Source organism: Actinacidiphila glaucinigra (assembly GCF_035918135.1).
GTDB classification, from domain to species: Bacteria; Actinomycetota; Actinomycetes; order Streptomycetales; family Streptomycetaceae; genus Actinacidiphila; species Actinacidiphila glaucinigra.
The window spans coordinates 425,591-440,826 of the sequence record NZ_CP109144.1 but is presented as its reverse complement, the minus strand read 5'-3'; the positions used below and the strand labels follow the sequence as shown (position 1 = coordinate 440,826).

17 protein-coding genes and 3 pseudogenes are annotated in these 15,236 nt (G+C 69.1%); 9 read left to right on the top strand and 11 right to left on the bottom strand.

The window, feature by feature from the left end; all coding sequences use genetic code 11:
* Positions 1-434: 434 nt before the first annotated feature.
* Together OIE69_RS01970 and OIE69_RS01965 are read right to left on the bottom strand one after the other, a co-directional pair.
* Positions 435-1,475, bottom strand: a complete 1,041-nt coding sequence (locus OIE69_RS01970; RefSeq protein ID WP_326570181.1) for an SPFH domain-containing protein — start codon at positions 1,473-1,475, stop codon at positions 435-437.
* A 3-nt stretch (positions 1,476-1,478) separates the two neighbouring features.
* The gene (locus OIE69_RS01965) at positions 1,479-1,910 is read right to left on the bottom strand and encodes an NfeD family protein (RefSeq protein WP_326570179.1); all 432 of its coding nucleotides are present in this window, start codon (positions 1,908-1,910) and stop codon (positions 1,479-1,481) included.
* Between the two features lie 306 nt (positions 1,911-2,216).
* Here OIE69_RS01965 and OIE69_RS01960 point away from each other — a divergent pair, with 306 nt between their 5' ends.
* Entirely contained in the window at positions 2,217-2,573 is a 357-nt protein-coding gene (locus OIE69_RS01960) for a hypothetical protein (protein WP_326581580.1), read from the top strand.
* A 12-nt stretch (positions 2,574-2,585) separates the two neighbouring features.
* On the opposite strand, the pseudogene OIE69_RS01955 reads toward OIE69_RS01960, so the two are convergent.
* From OIE69_RS01955 to OIE69_RS01945, 3 genes and pseudogenes are all read right to left on the bottom strand, one after another.
* Positions 2,586-3,259, bottom strand: a pseudogene (locus OIE69_RS01955) (transposase); the annotation flags it as partial.
* Positions 3,260-3,266: 7 nt separating this feature from the next.
* Positions 3,267-4,163 (bottom strand): AraC family transcriptional regulator, encoded by an 897-nt coding sequence (locus tag OIE69_RS01950; protein ID WP_326570178.1) that lies wholly within the window; start codon positions 4,161-4,163, stop codon positions 3,267-3,269.
* A 194-nt stretch (positions 4,164-4,357) separates the two neighbouring features.
* Complete coding sequence (locus OIE69_RS01945) at positions 4,358-5,116, bottom strand: SDR family NAD(P)-dependent oxidoreductase (RefSeq protein WP_326570177.1); 759 nt, start codon at positions 5,114-5,116, stop codon at positions 4,358-4,360.
* Positions 5,117-5,447: 331 nt separating this feature from the next.
* On the opposite strand from OIE69_RS01945, the gene OIE69_RS01940 reads away from it, so the two are divergent.
* The 3 genes from OIE69_RS01940 to OIE69_RS01930 all read left to right on the top strand — a co-directional run bounded on the left by OIE69_RS01940 (position 5,448) and on the right by OIE69_RS01930 (position 7,411).
* Positions 5,448-5,903 carry an SMI1/KNR4 family protein gene (locus OIE69_RS01940; protein WP_326570176.1) on the top strand — a complete coding sequence of 152 codons (456 nt, stop codon included), beginning with the start codon at positions 5,448-5,450 and terminating at the stop codon, positions 5,901-5,903.
* A gap of 46 nt (positions 5,904-5,949) precedes the next feature.
* The gene (locus tag OIE69_RS01935) at positions 5,950-6,195 is read left to right on the top strand and encodes a hypothetical protein (protein WP_326570175.1); all 246 of its coding nucleotides are present in this window, start codon (positions 5,950-5,952) and stop codon (positions 6,193-6,195) included.
* 742 nt (positions 6,196-6,937) lie between these two features.
* Complete coding sequence (locus OIE69_RS01930) at positions 6,938-7,411, top strand: hypothetical protein (protein WP_326570174.1); 474 nt, start codon at positions 6,938-6,940, stop codon at positions 7,409-7,411.
* A 1,033-nt stretch (positions 7,412-8,444) separates the two neighbouring features.
* Here OIE69_RS01930 and OIE69_RS01925 read toward each other — a convergent pair.
* Complete coding sequence (locus OIE69_RS01925; RefSeq protein ID WP_326581579.1) at positions 8,445-8,627, bottom strand: hypothetical protein; 183 nt, start codon at positions 8,625-8,627, stop codon at positions 8,445-8,447.
* Between OIE69_RS01925 and OIE69_RS01920 the strand changes: the two genes are divergently transcribed.
* Both OIE69_RS01920 and OIE69_RS01915 read left to right on the top strand, forming a co-directional pair.
* Entirely contained in the window at positions 8,613-8,984 is a 372-nt protein-coding gene (locus OIE69_RS01920) for an MmyB family transcriptional regulator (RefSeq protein WP_326570173.1), read from the top strand. The genes OIE69_RS01925 and OIE69_RS01920 overlap by 15 nt on opposite strands.
* 102 nt (positions 8,985-9,086) lie before the next feature.
* Positions 9,087-9,518, top strand: coding sequence for a GNAT family N-acetyltransferase (locus OIE69_RS01915; protein WP_326570172.1), 432 nt, complete (start codon positions 9,087-9,089; stop codon positions 9,516-9,518).
* A 617-nt stretch (positions 9,519-10,135) separates the two neighbouring features.
* Here OIE69_RS01915 and OIE69_RS01910 read toward each other — a convergent pair.
* Together OIE69_RS01910 and OIE69_RS01905 are read right to left on the bottom strand one after the other, a co-directional pair.
* Positions 10,136-10,282: pseudogene (locus OIE69_RS01910) on the bottom strand (VOC family protein); the annotation flags it as partial.
* Positions 10,283-10,313: 31 nt separating this feature from the next.
* A complete protein-coding gene (locus OIE69_RS01905) occupies positions 10,314-11,687 on the bottom strand; it encodes an NAD(P)-binding domain-containing protein (RefSeq protein ID WP_326570171.1) in 1,374 nt (457 codons plus the stop codon).
* Positions 11,688-11,916: 229 nt separating this feature from the next.
* On the opposite strand from OIE69_RS01905, the gene OIE69_RS01900 reads away from it, so the two are divergent.
* Complete coding sequence (locus tag OIE69_RS01900; protein WP_326570170.1) at positions 11,917-12,282, top strand: ArsR/SmtB family transcription factor; 366 nt, start codon at positions 11,917-11,919, stop codon at positions 12,280-12,282.
* Between the two features lie 29 nt (positions 12,283-12,311).
* On the opposite strand, the gene OIE69_RS01895 is transcribed toward OIE69_RS01900, so the two are convergent.
* The 3 genes and pseudogenes from OIE69_RS01895 to OIE69_RS01885 form a co-directional block, all read right to left on the bottom strand.
* Positions 12,312-12,638, bottom strand: a complete 327-nt coding sequence (locus OIE69_RS01895; RefSeq protein ID WP_326580910.1) for an arsenate-mycothiol transferase ArsC — start codon at positions 12,636-12,638, stop codon at positions 12,312-12,314.
* Between the two features lie 145 nt (positions 12,639-12,783).
* Positions 12,784-13,364: pseudogene (locus tag OIE69_RS01890) on the bottom strand (NAD(P)/FAD-dependent oxidoreductase); the annotation flags it as partial.
* Positions 13,361-13,774, bottom strand: coding sequence for an arsenate reductase ArsC (locus OIE69_RS01885; protein ID WP_018557307.1), 414 nt, complete (start codon positions 13,772-13,774; stop codon positions 13,361-13,363). The gene OIE69_RS01885 and the pseudogene OIE69_RS01890, both read right to left, overlap by 4 nt.
* 71 nt (positions 13,775-13,845) lie before the next feature.
* Between OIE69_RS01885 and OIE69_RS01880 the strand changes: the two genes are divergently transcribed.
* Together OIE69_RS01880 and OIE69_RS01875 are read left to right on the top strand one after the other, a co-directional pair.
* Positions 13,846-14,160, top strand: a complete 315-nt coding sequence (locus tag OIE69_RS01880; protein WP_089229364.1) for an ArsR/SmtB family transcription factor — start codon at positions 13,846-13,848, stop codon at positions 14,158-14,160.
* Positions 14,161-14,196: 36 nt separating this feature from the next.
* Entirely contained in the window at positions 14,197-14,946 is a 750-nt protein-coding gene (locus tag OIE69_RS01875) for an aquaporin (protein WP_392567443.1), read from the top strand.
* The last annotated feature ends 290 nt before the right edge of the window (positions 14,947-15,236 follow it).

The window sequence follows — 15,236 nt, the reverse complement described above, 5'->3', positions numbered from 1 at the left end:
ACCGCCTCCGCACACTGACACTTGTTGAGGACCACATGTCCCTACACCACGCCCAGACCGTCGGCACGCTGCCGGCACGCCGGTTCTCTCCTCCTGAGGACGCCATGACAACCCCCACCGCCGTCGAGCCGGCATCCGCGCGCAGCAGGACAGTGTCTGGGAACGGTGGCGCACCAGCTCGGTTTCAGCCTCCACGCCCCCGCGAGCAGCGCCGAGCACACTGTGCAGGCGGTGACGGTCTGGAAGGCGGTGACCTGGGAGCGAGCGAACAGATTCGGGCCGTTCCGGGCTGCACCTGCTCAGTGCGATCGCCGCCACGGTCATGTAGGTCTTCATCGAGAAGACGTCGGTAAACCGTGCCGATCGCGCCACAGCAGGCCGGCCGGTACGCCGCGCGGAATGGGACGTTCGCAGGCGGGCGGTCCGGTGGATGCTCATCCCGGACCGGGCAGGGGGTCGGCCGGGGGGCGCGCCGGGGGCTCCTCGGCCTTGGCCGCGTCGGCGAGGGCCTCGGCAGCGGCTTCTGCGGCTCGCGCGGCGTCGGCGGCGGCCTGGGCGGCCTTGTCGTCCGAGGACTTCTCACGGGTGGCCGGCGACTGGGGCAGCACTTCGCTGAACGCGCGGGACACACCGTCGAGTGCGGAGGTGACCTCGCTGGGGATCACCCAGAAGGTGCTGCCCGCCCCTTGCGCGAGCTGGGGCAGCATCTGCATGTACTGGTACGCGAGCAGTTTGGGGTCCGGGTCGTTGCGGTGTACGGCCTGGAACACCTCGTCGATGGCCCGTGACTGGCCCTCGGCCTTGAGGATCTCGGCTGTGCGGTTGCCCTCCGCGCGCAGGACGGCGGCCTGCTTGTCGCCTTCCGCAGTGAGTATCTGCGATTGACGTTGTCCTTCGGCCCCGAGAACCACGGCCCGCTTGTCCCGCTCGGCACGCATCTGCTTCTCCATCGCGTCCTTGATGGACTGCGGGGGGTCGATGGCCTTGATCTCCACCCGGTTGACTCTCAGCCCCCATTTGCCGGTGGCCTCGTCCAGCACGCCACGGAGCTGACTGTTGATGGTGTCGCGCGAGGTGAGGACCTTCTCCAGGTCCATGGACCCGACGACGTTACGCAAAGTAGTGACGGTGAGCTGCTCGACCGCCTGGAGGTAGTTGGCGATCTCGTATGCGGCCGCCCGCGGGTCGGTGACCTGGAAGTACAGGACGGTGTCGATCTCCACGACCAGGTTGTCCTCGGTAATCACCGGTTGCGGCCTGAAGGAGACGACCTGTTCTCGCAGGTCGATCACCGGATACACCCGGTCGATGTAGGGGATGACGACGTTGAGGCCGGGTTTCAGGGTGCGGTGGTAACGGCCGAGCCGTTCGACGTTGCGAGCGCGGGCCTGGGGCACGATGCGTACCGCCCGCAGCACGGTGAAGACGACGAAGAGCGCGACGATCACTCCGGCGACGAGGAGCCCCGATTCCATGGTTCACTCCTGAGGGTAGACGAGTGCGGTGGCCCCGCTGATCTCGATGACTTCGACGGTCGTTCCAGGAGGAATCACCAGCGTCTCGTCATAGGCCCGGGCCGTCCATTCCTCGCCGCCTATGCGGACCCTGCCACCGAGGCCTGTGACCTCTGAGACGACATAGGCGCTCCTGCCGACCAGCGCCTCCACGCCGAATCGCTCCGCCTGGGGCCGGCGCATGTGGCGCAGCACGACGGGACGGATGAACAAGACGGTGCTCGCGGCGACGATGGTGAACACCAGGAACTGCAAGGGCAGCGGAAGCCCGACCGCCGCGAATCCCGCCGTGACCAACGCGGCCCCACCCAGCAGTCCCAGCGCGGCAGTGAGCGTGAAGAGTTCCGCCACGGCCAACACTGCCGCGGCGATGAGCCAGATCACCCACAGATCCATGGCCCTCCTGCCGCGTGCAGTAGGTGGACGGCCGGCCGGCGCCCCCTTCAGTCGGCGACCAGGCCTCCCCCTAAGGTGGCCTACCCGTCCCGGATGCCGGAAATCAAAGCTTTAGCGCATACATGAGCGGGAATGTCGCAATTGGTGGCGGGTGCCACGCGCAGGCGTGGCCATTCGTCACGGACGGCGTCGTCGATCGACGAACAACAGTTCGCTTGTGGTCGCGGTCGGGCTGAACGAACATCTCGTCGTGCGTCCCGTGGCCATGACGCGCGCCATCAGCGCCCGCCGCGAGAGGACTCCCGCATGCCGCGTATGACAGTCGAAGAGGCCGCCGACTCCCTCGGCATCGCTGACGAGCACCTCGCCACGTTCGTCGTCATAGTCGACGCACTGCGCACGTCAGACGCCCGGCGGGCCGAGATCGAGCGGCTGCGCGCCGAGCTCGAAGCCGTCGACGAGGTGCTGCACGAGGCGGGCATCGACCATCCGACCGGCGCCCTGGGCGTCCACGACCTGCACAGCATGCGCGACATCGCCCGCGAGGACGCCGACGAGGACGCCCGGGCAGCACGAATCGTCGCCGCCCTCAGACGCACGAGGAGCAGTCTGCCCGCAGAGGTCCTCGCCGCCCTCGACGAGTACGACGCTGCTTCGGCATGACGGGCGGACATCACATGTCGCACTGGGGGTGGACCGGCACGCTCGACAGAGGCGGGGGCCGTGCAGAGGCCGGCGCTGACGCTTTGGGGGCAGGCGTCGCTCGGTGAGGAAGGCGTGTGCGGCGGTCACGGGGGTGACGCGGTGGTGTCGGCCCGGCCAGGAACGGCCTTCGAAGTGGTCCAGGCCCAGTCCGTGCTTGAGTTCGCGGTAGTCGTGCTCGATGCGCCAACGGACCTTGGCCAGCCGGACCAGCTCAGCGATCGGGGTGTCGGCCGCAGTCGGGCAGGATGCCGTCCCACCAGCCTTGTTCTGCTGAGGCGGCGGCTCGGATCGGGCGGTCGACGGCTTTGCCGGCGGGACGGACACGCACGGCCGCGAAGCGGGAGCGTAGGTTTCCTCGGGATCCTTGGTGCCAGGTCACAGTAGTGAAGGCTTCTCGTTCCAGGCCGGCGGCCAGTTCTGCTGCCGACGGTGCGGGGTGCCGGTAGCGGGGCTGGGGCCGGCAGCCGATGTTCCCGCGGCGGTTGCAGCGGGCAGGAAGCGGTGTCGCTGGCAGCGTGCACGCTGACCGCGACCTGGCAGTTGGCCCGCTTGCCCAACGTGCCGCAGTACTGCGGAGCCACGGCCGCCGACATCCGGCCGTTGGGCATCGACACATCGTCGATCACCCAGGCCGCCGGCGCGACGCTGGTCTCAGGGCAGCGCAGTGACGAGTTCTGCCGGCGGAGTGCGGAGTTGGGTGTCCTTGCTGGGCGGTGTGCCGAACATGCGGCGGTATTCACGGCTGAACTGGGAGGGGCTGTCGTAGCCAACGCTGAGGCCCACACCGGTGATGTCTGAGGGGCGGCTGGCGAGCAGGAGCCTGGCTTCTTGCAGGCGGATGCGCTTTTGGAACTGGATGGGGCTCATCCCTGTGACGGTCTGAAAGTTGCGGTGGAACGCGGAAACGCTCATGCCGGCGATTTCCGCCAGCTCCTCCACGCGGAAGGCGGTGGCGTAGTTCTCCCGGATCTGACGCACGGCGCGGTTGATGTGGGCCAGCGCGCTGTCGGCGAGACCGAGCTGGCGGATAGCGGCTCCCTGGTCCCCGCGCAGGAGATGCCAGAGGATTTCCCGCTTGACCATGGGAGCGAGGATCTTGCGGTCCGCGGGCTGCTCCAGCAGCCGCAGCAGGCGCACGATGGCGTCCAGCAGTGAAGGCGAAGCTGTGGAGACGGCGATGCCGGGTGATGTCGTGCGTGGGGTGGTCGGCAGGTCTCGGGGGTCGGCTTCCAGTAGGAGTTCGGCAAGGGCTGAGGGAGCGAGAGTCATGCCGAAGCCGAGGGTGGGCTGCCCGGTGTCCAGGACATGGCCGGTGACGGGGAGGTCGGCAGAGGCGATCAGGTACTCGCCGGGCCGGTACTCGTAGAGGCGTTCGCCCAGGGCGAGGCGTTTGCCGCCCTGGGCGATGACTGCGAGCACAGTCCCGGACATCCCGGCCGCCGAAGCGTTGGGGGTGAACTTGCATACCTGGATGCCGTCGATCGCCGTGCTCATGTCGGGCCGCGCATGCCGGTCAAGAAGCTCACGCATTTCGTCCAGGGCAGACATGAATCCATTCTTGCACGAACCTCCACACGGAGGCGTTGGCTGGGCAGGATTGGGCACGCATTGCCCATTCCGCAGGTGTCCGGTGTCCCACGAGGCCGGACGCCCGTGGGCGGCTGTCTCGGCCGTCGCGGAGTGAGCCGTGGGCGGAGTGCGTGGCCGGAAGGGGCTTGGCGACAGCTCACAGCAGGAGCAGTTCAGAGGTTCTGGCCTCCGGAGACTTCGATGTCCTGGGCGGTGATCCACCGGCCTTCCTCGGAGACCAGCATGGCGATGACCATGCCGATGTCGTCGGGCTCGCCGACGCGGCCGAGGGTGAAGGTCTTCGCCAGTTCCGGGATGATCTCAGGGTTCTTGCTGAACGCGTCGTCGGCGAAGCGGGTGACGGTGGCTCCCGGTGCGACCGAGTTCACGCGGATGCCGCGGGGGCCGAACTCCTTGGCCATGTAGCGGGTGAGCACCGCCACGGCGCCCTTGAGAGCCGCGTAGACGGAGTATCCCGGCGCGGTCACCTGGGGCAGCGTGGAGTTGCTGGTCAGGTTGACGATGGCGCCGCCGTCGGCGATGAGCGGCAGCAGGGCCTGGGTGAGGAAGAAGGGCCCCTTGAACAGGCCGTCCGTGAGCCGGTCGAATTCCTCCTCGCGGGTGTCCTCGATCATCGCCATGCCGGCGAATCCGGCGTTGTTGACCAGGTGGTCGAAGGAGTGCCGCTGGAAGGTCCCGCGCAGCACCTCGGCAACGGTCTCCCGGAAGACGGTGAATCCTGCCGTGTTGCCGAGATCCAGGTGCAGCGCCACGGCAGTGCCGCCGTGCTGCTCGATCCGCGCGACGGTGTCCTTGGCGCCCTGTTCGTTGGAGCTGTAGGTCAGGATGACGCCGGTACCGCGCCGGGCGATCTGCAGGGCGGCGCTCTGGCCGATGCCGGAGCTTGCGCCGGTGACGACGGCTACCTTCATGTTGTGCCTCCTGGGCCTGAGGATTCGTCGGAATCCGTGGGGGAGTGTGTCCCTTCCAGGAGACCGCTGTGCCTGGCCCGCGAAAAGAATGATCCTCTTCGTCTCTTGCCTAATCCTCTTGGATGGGCCGTTTGATCCGTGCCCAGCCACTGCCCGCCGCGTAGGGATGCGTTGACCTCTGCATGGCTGCCTGGCTTCCGACCGCTGGCGGACTCGTCGCCGTGGTGTGCCTGCGTGCGGGCAGGATCGTGCAAGGATCCGCCAGGATGCCCCAGCGGGAAGGTCGACGGGTGGCTGGGGCTGCCGCCGATGGCCTCGGAATCCCGCAGGCATGGTTAAGCTCGCCATCATGTGGAGGCAGGCAGTACAGGAGATCTTCCCCGGCGCAGGGCTTTTGGGGCCGGCTGAGACGTTCGAGATTGCCGAGGCTGAAAGACGGCTGGGGCGAGTCCTGCCGACAGAGCTCAAGCAGTTGCTCCTGGAGAGCAACGGGGTGGTTGGCCACTCCCACGTGGACACGGTCTGGAGCTCGGACCAGATCGTCGAGCAGAACCTTCTCTTCTGGTCCTACGAGTCCTTCGCGCAGCTGTATATGCCGTTCGATGCCCTTCTGTTCTTTGGGAGCAACGGGGGCGGTGACCAGTTCGCGTTCGTGCAGAAGCCTCAGCGGCCAGACATCTTCGTCTGGGAGCACGAGAGCGATAGTCGCAGGTGGGTGGCCAACAACCTGCTGGACTACCTGGGACGTTCGCTACGAGTCGGCGGAGACGACTGGTACCAGCTGTAGGCGGCCCCACGACTGAATCGGGTGTCGTGATCACGGTCGAGTGAGGATGCGTATCCGGGGGAGCCGGAAGCTGGCTCGGTGTCCCATCGACGACGCCGACGCCCGCCTCGCCTACGTCACCATCTCCCGTGCACGTACCTGCCTCGACCTCGACGGCCTGACCTGGCTCAACGACCACCCCGACGGAACCCCGGTGGCCCTGGTCGCGCTGGTCCTCGCCCGCACCGAAAAAGTAGGGACGTCGGTCAGAGCAGTTGCGGCGTTCCTATCGGTGTCGTGCGGCCGGCAGTAGGCCGACGACGCCAGGAGCATCCAGCCGGTGAGGTAGGCGAAGGCGACGGCTGGGGACGCGACGGTCCAGAGGACGCCGGGCGTTGCGCACGGTCCGGCGGCCGAGCTGCATCCCCCCTGGGTGCAGGCGGTTTTGCGGGTGCCTGCCGGTCTGACTTCTCCCGTGTGGGGGGTCGGTGGAGGAGTCCCCCTGCGCGGGATGCGCCCGCCTCTCCGGCCACGCGGGGGCGACCTTGTGGAGCCGCTGGCGCCTGCCGGGGAGTGAGCGCGCGGCCCGGGCGAGGGGGCCGCGACCGGCCCGGGCGCGGGTGTGTGGTTGCCCTGCGGTTGGTGGCGGCAGGGGTTGCGGGGAGAGCCGTTGGTGCCGAAGCGGACGGGGGGTGGCAGGGCCGTTGTCCCGTGGAGGCCGCTCTGCCATGGTCTTTGCTCCGGTCATCCGGTGTAGGACCGGTGTTCGGCCTCTCTGCTGGTGGGATCGCCCGGGTCGGGGACGGCTTGAGGGATTGCCCCCAGGTGCTGGTGACGTTCTGTAGCCTCACGTGGGATGGGCTGTGGGGTGTGAGGAGGGACGGCGGTATGGCGCGTACGTGGTTGTCGGTGCGTGTCGAGTTGGTGTCTGGGCAGGGAGGGGATTTTTGGCCTCGCCCCGGCCGGGTTTTCGCGGTGGCGCGGACTCACTCGTTTGGGCAGTTCGCGGAGGCGATCGACCAGGGTTCGCCCGTTGGGACCTGTCTCACCTGCACATGTTCACCCTTGCCGACGGGATTGGCGTCAGCCCGCTGGAGTGGTGGGAAGGTGAGGCCCCGGAAGGCACCATCGACGGCCGCACGACCATGCTCGGCAGGCTGCGAGGCGGCGAGCAGCAGTTTGCCTATGTCTTCGACATGGGAGACCAGTGGGCCCGCTTGTGCACGGTGGACTCCCGGCGCGTCGACCCGGAGGAAGAGTTCGGGGTCACACCTGACCGCCCGATGCCGGCGCAACAGGCAAGACGGCCGTGTGCTCGGGATCCTCTGGCCCTAGCGGGTGCCGACCCGGACGACTTCCGCGAGAAGCTCGAGCGTGGGGAAGGCATGCCCATGGACGAGTTCTTCCAGGGGGTCGAGCACGACTTCGACACGAGTTCGAAGTACGCCTACGAGCAGTGCGACGGCTTCATCGGCGGCGCCACCGAGGTCTGCGAAGCCGTCAAGCACCTGGTCCAAGGCCGGGTGTGACTGGGCCCCACCGCCTATGCATGGTGGCGCTCCGCGACGTCGGGGGATTGGGGCCTTCGTTGTAGGCGGGGCGTTTCACCAGACGTCGGGGCCGCCGCCTCGCCACTTGCCGGATACGCGCGTTCGCGTCCACCTGGTGCCGCTCGGGGTCGGCTACGTCGGCATCGAGGCCGGCGCGCCGCAGGAACTCCAGCAAGTCGGCCATGCGGTACGCGGTGCCGAGGATTTCGTTGTCCCCCCGGACGACCCGGCCGCCGGTGTCCCCAGGTGGCATCACGACTATGCGGTGCTCCATCTCGCCAGGATGCTCCTGGGGCGGTTGAGGCGCACCGTGGCGCCCCTGTCCGGCGCCACGGGCGGGGCCGCCCATCACCTGCTTGCGGCCCTCAGCTTGTGTCCCTGCCTTGGTACGCGAAGGCTGGGCTCAGTGCGTGAGGGATCTCCTACACTCCATAGGCGCCTCTCGGGCATGCGCGGGCCCCTGCCACGGTGCTGTGGCGGGGGCCCAAATTAGCGCCCGGAGAGCGGGGTGCAGGCTTTACTGCTCGAAAAGTCCAATGACGCGAATAGGGGTGTATACCTGAAGTAACACCCAATAACTCCCATATCGGTCGCATCGCTGCGCCTCTAAGGAGCCCCAAATGCCCCACGGAGCAGATGATGCTTCCCGTCCCCCGCCCCGTGCTGACGTGGCGCTAGCCCGCGACTGTGAAATGTGTCGCGGGTGGGGAACCTTGGTCACCGCCCAGGGATGCCAGGTGCTCTGCACGGCCTGTCAAAGCCGGTGCAGCCGGGTGGGGTGCGCGGGCTGACGATCGCCCCACCATTCCGAGGCCCCTATCGCTTGCTGCCCTGCACGGCGGGGGCCTCGTGCCGTCGGCTTCCCGTTGTGCTTGCTGTCGGGGTGCTCGAAAAGAGCGGCGTGCTCGGGGTGGGCGTACAGGATGACGCTCGGTCCGGAGGCACCGTCGGCCTCGCCGACGGGGGACCGCCTCGCCCTCGATCAGCCCGCCGTAGCGGGAGCAGAGCCGGATCATCGCAGGCCTCCCGGTGGCATGAGCAGCCGCAGCGCGGCGTGACGAGGATTCGGGTAGCCCGGCAGCGTGTAGTCGCTGTCGCGCGCTTGCAGCCGTGGTGCATCTTCCTCGTAGTCCTGGCGCTTGGCGAGTTCGGGGCAGGGCTGCACATTGCCCGCCCGGCCATGCGAGTGGTTCAACGCGGCTGGCCGGACGGGCTCGAAGACGCGGCGGCCCGCCGAAGAACCTCCCCCCTCGGTCCTCGGCGGGACCGCCCGTCGCCCGTGTGCGTCTCTCCGCTTCGAGTGCAGGTCGAAGTCTGGCGCGCCGCAGGATCACCGGAGGGCCACTCCCAGAGCCCTGTCGCGCGCGCCGGCCACCCGGACGTCGGCCCACTGACGCTGTCTTTTCAGGCCCTCGACGTCCGCGAGGCCCCTGGCCAGCAGCTTGTCGTCTATCAAGCACAGCCGGACAGCCCCAGCGCCCAGGCGCTCCACCTGCTGGGCAACCTCCAAGCCACGCGCCGCCAGTCCGAACCAAGCCCCTACGGCCCCTGACCTGCCCGGCGCTGGAAGCGACCTTGTGCATGGCGCCGGCCGGCCGGAATCGGCGGAGCGGGCATTTGCGCCGGACGACGACTCTTGTCTAACCCGTAGCAGGTGAATGAGATTAGTGGCCCTTACATTCTCCGTGAGGGTGCGCCGTCGGTCGCCGACTACCTTCGACTGCGCGCCGCCGCCGGCCTCAGCGCCCGCACGCCCGAGTGCGCCGCCACCGGCCTCGCCGGGACATGGCACGCGGTACGCGTCTTCCGAGGCGAGGACCTGGTCGGCATGGGCCGCGTCATCGGTGACGGTGGATGCTTCTTCCAGATCGTCGACATCTGCGTCACGCCCGAACAGCAGGGCCGAGGCCTGGGCAAGGCCATCATGGGCGCCCTCGTCGGCGAACTCGAGCGCCGGGCGCCGCAGGACGCGTACGTCTCGCTGATCGCCGACGGCGACGCCCGGTTCCTGTACGAGAAGTACGGCTTCAAAGAGACCGCTCCGGCGTCCGTCGGCATGTACCGCTGGTCGCACACCGGCGCGTAAGGCCCCGTTGGCAACGCCACTCCGGTCGGCGGACCCACGACAAGCCGCCAGCCCGTTCTGCGTCTTCCGTGCGACGAGACCCTGAGTCCACTCAACGCAGGCGCGTCGGCATGTTCCGTTCCGCTGCTCAGCCGGTCCATGGCGACCGACCGGTGTGGAAGGAGCGGGGACGCTTCCTCCGAACCGGCCTGCGCCCAGGGGTCATGCTCCGTGCCGCACGGCGTGGACGTCGTCTGCACGCCGCGCGATCGGCCGTCGGCTCGGCAAGCCGGTGCCGATGTAGCCCGAGGGCGACCACGGCGATCCCGTGCTCGGGTCCGACCCCGCGGTCGGCCGCGTGGTGCTCCAGGCCGTCCCGCGCTCCGGCCAACCATTGACGGGACGTCAAATTCTGTGCCGCGCCTGGCCGTTGGGCGTCTGCAATCACGGGCTGCGGCCGGGAGCCGTTCGCGTACGGCGGTGACCGGCGCGCGGTCTGGCGTGCCCGCCCGTGCGACCAGGAAGCCCGTGTTGATCGGCGGATCCTCCGGCGTCAGCAGCTCCACCAGCGCACCGGACGCCAGTTCCGCCTCGCCCAGGTAACGCGGAAGCCGCTCGAAGAGCTGCCGGGCGTGGAAGAGGACGAGCTTGAGCGGGGGTTCGGCGATGGCGAAGTTGGCGTAGCCGTCGCGGAGCTTGGCCGGTTCGGTGCCGAACAGCTTGGTGTAGAAGGCGATGGACGCCTGAAGGTCGGGGACGCGGAGGGCGAGCTGTACGCGGGACATGACGTGCCTCTTCTCTCCGGGTGGGTGGGTGTCAGCAGCCGCCGCTGGTGGTGGCGGGGGCGCCGATGCCGATCTGCAGGACGGCCGGGGCGGCGCAGCAGCCGCCGCCTGCGTCCTGGGTGGTGTCGGGCTGGTCGAACAGGCCGGCGCCGCCGCACACGCCGGTGTCGGGGAGGGTGAGCTCGACGCGTTCGGCGGCCTCGTGGTCGCCGGCGATGGCGGCGGCGATGGAGCGGGTCTGCTCGTAGCCGGTCATGGCGAGGAAGGTGGGGGCGCGGCCGTAGGACTTCATGCCGACCAGGTAGATGCCCCGCTCGGGGTGGGACAGTTCGTTCACGCCGTGCGGGTAGACGGTGCCGCAGGAGTGCACGTTGGGGTCGATCAGCGGGGCGAGCGCCGTCGGGGCCTGCAGGCGTTCATCCAGGCCGAGCCGGATCTCCGACAGGAACGTCAGATCAGGGCGGAACCCGGTCAGCGCGATGACCTCGTCGACGGGCTCCAGGCGGCGTCCGTCTTCGGCGACCAGGACCAGGCGGCCGTCGGTGTCGCGTTCGATGGCCTCGGTGCGGAAGCCGGTCAGGGCGTTGGCGTGGCCGTTGTCGACGGCGGCCTTGGCGGCAAGGCCGAGGGCTCCGCGGGCGGGGAGTTGGTCGGCGGTTCCGCCGCCGAAGGTGTCGCCGGAGATCCCGCGCCGCAGGATCCACACGGCGTGTGTGCCGGTGCCGTCCTCGGCCTTGGTCAGGTCGGCGAGGTAGGCGAGGGCGGTGAAGGCGGAGGCGCCGGAGCCGATGACGGCGGTGCGCTTGCCTGCGTAGCGGGCGCGCACGGCAGGGTCGTTGAGGTCCGGGACGCGGTAGGTGATGCGGTCGGCCGCTGCCTTCTCGCCCAGGGCGGGCAGGCCGTTGCCGCCGGCCGGGCTGGGCACGGCCCAGGTGCCGGAGGCGTCGATGACGGCGCGGGCGGTGATGCGCTCCTCGCGGCCGTCGGCGTGCGCGATCTGGACGACGAACGGCTGCGTTTCCCGGTCGGCGTCGACGATCCGGTCGCGTCCGGCGCGGGAGACCCCGGTCACGGTGGCGCCGTAGCGGACCTTGTCGCCGAGGACGTCGGCCAGCGGCTGCAGGTACTGCTCGGCCCAGTTGCCGCCGGTGGGGTAGGTGGCAGCGTCCGGGCGGACCCACCCGGTGGGGGCGAGCAGCTTCTCCGCCGCCGGGGCGGTGACCTCGGCCCAGGTGGAGAACAGCCGTACGTGCGACCACTCGCGCACCGCGCTGCCCGCGACCGGGCCGGCCTCCAGAACCAGGGGTTCGATACCCCGTTCCACCAGGTTGGCGGCAGCGGCAAGGCCTGCGGGCCCGGCTCCGATCACGACGACAGGCAGCTCAGTGGTGGCAGGCGCGTTCACGACGACTCCTCGCTGTTTCGACATCCGTCGATGCATGCTGGCGACGCCAGGATCGCAGCTGTTTCGATGAACGTCAACATAGACATTCATGGAAGCAGAGGGTTCATCCCTGGAGCGGATCGATGTCGCGGCGGGAGGCGGCTGGCTGGAGGGCGCGTCGGCAGCCTCGACCGGACGGGTGGCGGCCGGGGCCTCCCGTGGTTAGTTCGACGTATGTCAACATAGACGTATGTCGAATGTGGAGCTGCTGCCGGTCCTGGACTCCAGCGTCGTTGTGCCGTGCTGCCCGCCGCTGACCGAACGTCCCCTGGACGCGGAGGAGGCCGAGCGGGCCGCCAAGATGTTCAAGGCCCTCGGTGATCCGGTGCGGCTCCGCCTGTTCTCGGCAGTTGCCTCGCATGAGGGCGGCGAGGCGTGCGTGTGCGACATCTCCGACGTCGGCGTTTCCCAGCCGACCGTTTCGCACCACCTGAAGAAGCTCAAGGAAGCAGGCCTGCTCAGCTCCGAGCGGCGCGGCACGTGGGTCTACTACCGTGTCGAGCCGTCGGTAGTGGCTGCGATGGGAAAGCTGCTGGCCGACGCCACAACCGCCTGAACTTTCGTCCTCACGGTCCAAGGTTGCAGTCAGTGCATGACGGCCGCTAATCGGGCGACGCGCTGCGCGAGTGCTTCACGGACGGCCCGGGCGCTCTCAATGCCCATGCCTTTCAGGTCGGGCAGGTGCCAGTCGTAGTAGCGCCGGCCGGACAGGACCGGGCAGGCATCACCGCAGCCGAGCGTGATCACGATGTCGGCTGCGCGGACGACCTCACGGGTCAGCGGCTTGGGGAACTCATCGTCGGGCGAGAGCTCCAGCTCATCGAGCAGGCGCAGCGCGACATGGTCGATCCACGTGGCGGGCAGAGTTCCGGAGCTGTGTACGCGCACCGTCCCGGCGGTTTCACGGCGCAGTAGGGCGGCGGCCGGTTGAGGGCGTCCGGAGTTCTCGGTGCAGACGAACAGGACGTCCGGTGAGACCTTGGGGGCCAGGACCTCGCTGCGTACGAGTGCCGGGGATGGTGGTGCGGGTGCTGGGCGCGCGAAGGAGGTTTTCGGGTGCGAAGGCCCGCGCCTGCATGGCCTTGGACGCGCGCAGGGTGTCGCGGCGGTGCGCGATGGTGACGGTCTTGGCGAAGCGGTACAGGAACGTCGCTTCTTCGATGGCGGTGTCGCCGCCGCCGATGACGGCGATGTCGTGCTCGCGGAAGAAGAACCCGTCGCAGGTGGCGCAGTACGACGCGTCCCGGCCGGACGGTTCGTCCTCGTTCGGCAGGCCGAGCATGCGGTGCTGTGAGCCGGTGGCGACGATCACGGCCTTGGCCCGGTGGATGGTGCCCTCGGAGTCGGTGACGGTCTTGACGTCGCCGCTGAAGTCGACCGCGGTCACGTCGTCCGGGACGAGTTCGGCTCCGAACCGCTCGGCCTGGGCCCGCATTTCGTCCATCAGGTCCGGGCCCATGATGCCGTCGCGGAAGCCGGGGAAGTTCTCGACCTCGGTGGTCTGCGTCAGTGCGCCACCGGCGGTGACCGAGCCCTCGAAGACCAGCGGCTTCAGGTAAGCGCGGGCGGTGTCGAGCGCGGCGGTGTAGCCGGCGGCCCGGAGCCGATGACGATGACGTCGCGGACCTGCTCGCTCATGCCTTGGGCTCCGGGGCGATCTCGGCGATCAGGCCCTCGATCCGGGCCTTGATCTCGTCACGGATCGGGCGGACGGCCTCGACGCCCTGACCGGCCGGGTCCTCCAGCGTCCAGTCCAGGTAGCGCTTGCCGGGGAAGACGGGGCAGGCGTCGCCGCAGCCCATGGTGATGCACACGTCCGAGGCCTGGACGGCCTCGACGGTCAGTACCTTCGGGATCTCGGCCGACACGTCGATGCCGACCTCCTTCATCGCCTCGACGACGGCCGGGTTGACCTGGTCGGCGGGGGCGGAACCGGCCGAGCGGACCTCCACGCGGTCCCCGGCAAGATGGGTCAGCCACGCGGCGGCCATCTGGGAGCGGCCGGCGTTGTGGACACAGACGAAGAGCACGGAGGGCTTGTCGGACATGGTGGTCTCTCTTGTCTACGACGGAATGTCCGGGCTGGCATCAGCCCCGGCTGATGTGACAGTATCAGCCCATGCTGACGTCAGTCGACACTGATCTGATCCGGGTTCTGGCGGACCCGCTCAGGCTCCAGATCGTGAGCCTGCTCGCCCGCGAGACGCTGTGCACGACGCATCTCGTGGAGGAGACGGGCGCCCGTCAGACCAACCTCTCCAACCACCTGAAGGTGCTCAGAGAGGCCGGTGTTGTCGAGACCGAGCCGTGCGGCCGGTTCACGTACTACCGGCTGCGGCCGGAGGTCATCGAGAGCCTGGCCGGGTCTTTTGCCGATCTGGCCGCCACCGCGCGGGCCACCGCCGAGAACAACACCAAGCGCGCTTGCCCCTGATCCCCGTCCCCTCGCGCCTCGCCGACAGGAGTCCCGTTGAGCGCCACCGAGACCGCCCCCGAGATCACGGCGGAACCTGCCCCCGCCGTCGTCCCCGCACCGCGCGTCCCGTTGACCCGCCGGGCAGCCGCCGAGCTGGTCGGCACCGCCGCCCTGGTCGCCATCGTGATCGGCTCCGGCATCCAGGCCACCGAGCTCAGCAAGGACGTGGGGGTCCAACTACTGGCCAACGCCATCGCCACGGTCTTCGGCCTGGGCGTGCTCATCGCCCTGCTCGGCCCGGTCTCCGGCGCGCACTTCAACCCGGTCGTCACCCTCGCCGAGTGGTGGACCTCCCGCCGCGAGAACGGAGACGGCGTCACGGCCCGCGAAGCCGCCGCCTACATACCGGCTCAGACCGTGGGGGCGATCGCCGGCGCGATCCTGGCGGACGCCATGTTCGCCGAGCCACTGGTGAAGTGGTCCACGCACGACCGCTCGGCCGGGCATCTGCTGCTCGGCGAGGTCGTCGCCACCGCGGGCCTGGTGCTGCTGATCTTCGGGCTGGCCCGCACGCAGCGGCTGCACTTCGCACCCGTCGCCGTCGCGTCCTACATCGGCGCCGCCTACTGGTTCACCTCCTCCACCTCCTTCGCGAACCCCGCAGTCACCATCGGCCGGGCCTTCTCCGACACCTTCGCGGGTATCGCCCCTGGCTCGGTGCCCGGCTTCGTCGGCATGCAGATCGTCGGCGGCGTCGTCGGCCTGGCACTGGTCGCCCTGATCTTCGCCCGCACCGAAAAGTAGGGACGTCGGTAAGAGCAGTTGCAGCGTCCCCATCGGCGTCGTGCGGCCGGTAGCAAGCCGACGAGGGCCGGCAGCATCCACGCCGTGAGGTAGGCGAAGGCGACGCCCGGTGAGGCGGCAGTCCGGAGGACGCCCGCGATGGGGCCGGCGCTCGGCGTGGAGCGGGCGCGATGCGGGGGCCCCGTACGTCCGGCGAAGTCCTGCGCCTTCCATCATGACCAAGCCGGCGGAACTCCACCGTCAAGGCGACGTCAGGGTTTGCCTCGGAGCGAGATCGCGGCCTGACCTGC

What these genes read in the sequence shown, in the direction of transcription:
- OIE69_RS01970 (WP_326570181.1), bottom strand. Translation starts at nt 1,475, where the DNA reads ATGGAATCGGGGCTCCTCGTCGCCGGAGTGATCGTCGCGCTCTTCGTC.
- OIE69_RS01965 (WP_326570179.1), bottom strand. Translation starts at nt 1,910, where the DNA reads ATGGATCTGTGGGTGATCTGGCTCATCGCCGCGGCAGTGTTGGCCGTG.
- OIE69_RS01960 (WP_326581580.1), top strand. Translation starts at nt 2,217, where the DNA reads ATGCCGCGTATGACAGTCGAAGAGGCCGCCGACTCCCTCGGCATCGCT.
- OIE69_RS01950 (WP_326570178.1), bottom strand. Translation starts at nt 4,163, where the DNA reads ATGTCTGCCCTGGACGAAATGCGTGAGCTTCTTGACCGGCATGCGCGG.
- OIE69_RS01945 (WP_326570177.1), bottom strand. Translation starts at nt 5,116, where the DNA reads ATGAAGGTAGCCGTCGTCACCGGCGCAAGCTCCGGCATCGGCCAGAGC.
- OIE69_RS01940 (WP_326570176.1), top strand. Translation starts at nt 5,448, where the DNA reads ATGGTTAAGCTCGCCATCATGTGGAGGCAGGCAGTACAGGAGATCTTC.
- OIE69_RS01935 (WP_326570175.1), top strand. Translation starts at nt 5,950, where the DNA reads ATGCGTATCCGGGGGAGCCGGAAGCTGGCTCGGTGTCCCATCGACGAC.
- OIE69_RS01930 (WP_326570174.1), top strand. Translation starts at nt 6,938, where the DNA reads ATGTTCACCCTTGCCGACGGGATTGGCGTCAGCCCGCTGGAGTGGTGG.
- OIE69_RS01920 (WP_326570173.1), top strand. Translation starts at nt 8,613, where the DNA reads ATGCGAGTGGTTCAACGCGGCTGGCCGGACGGGCTCGAAGACGCGGCG.
- OIE69_RS01900 (WP_326570170.1), top strand. Translation starts at nt 11,917, where the DNA reads ATGTCGAATGTGGAGCTGCTGCCGGTCCTGGACTCCAGCGTCGTTGTG.
- OIE69_RS01885 (WP_018557307.1), bottom strand. Translation starts at nt 13,774, where the DNA reads ATGTCCGACAAGCCCTCCGTGCTCTTCGTCTGTGTCCACAACGCCGGC.
- OIE69_RS01880 (WP_089229364.1), top strand. Translation starts at nt 13,846, where the DNA reads ATGCTGACGTCAGTCGACACTGATCTGATCCGGGTTCTGGCGGACCCG.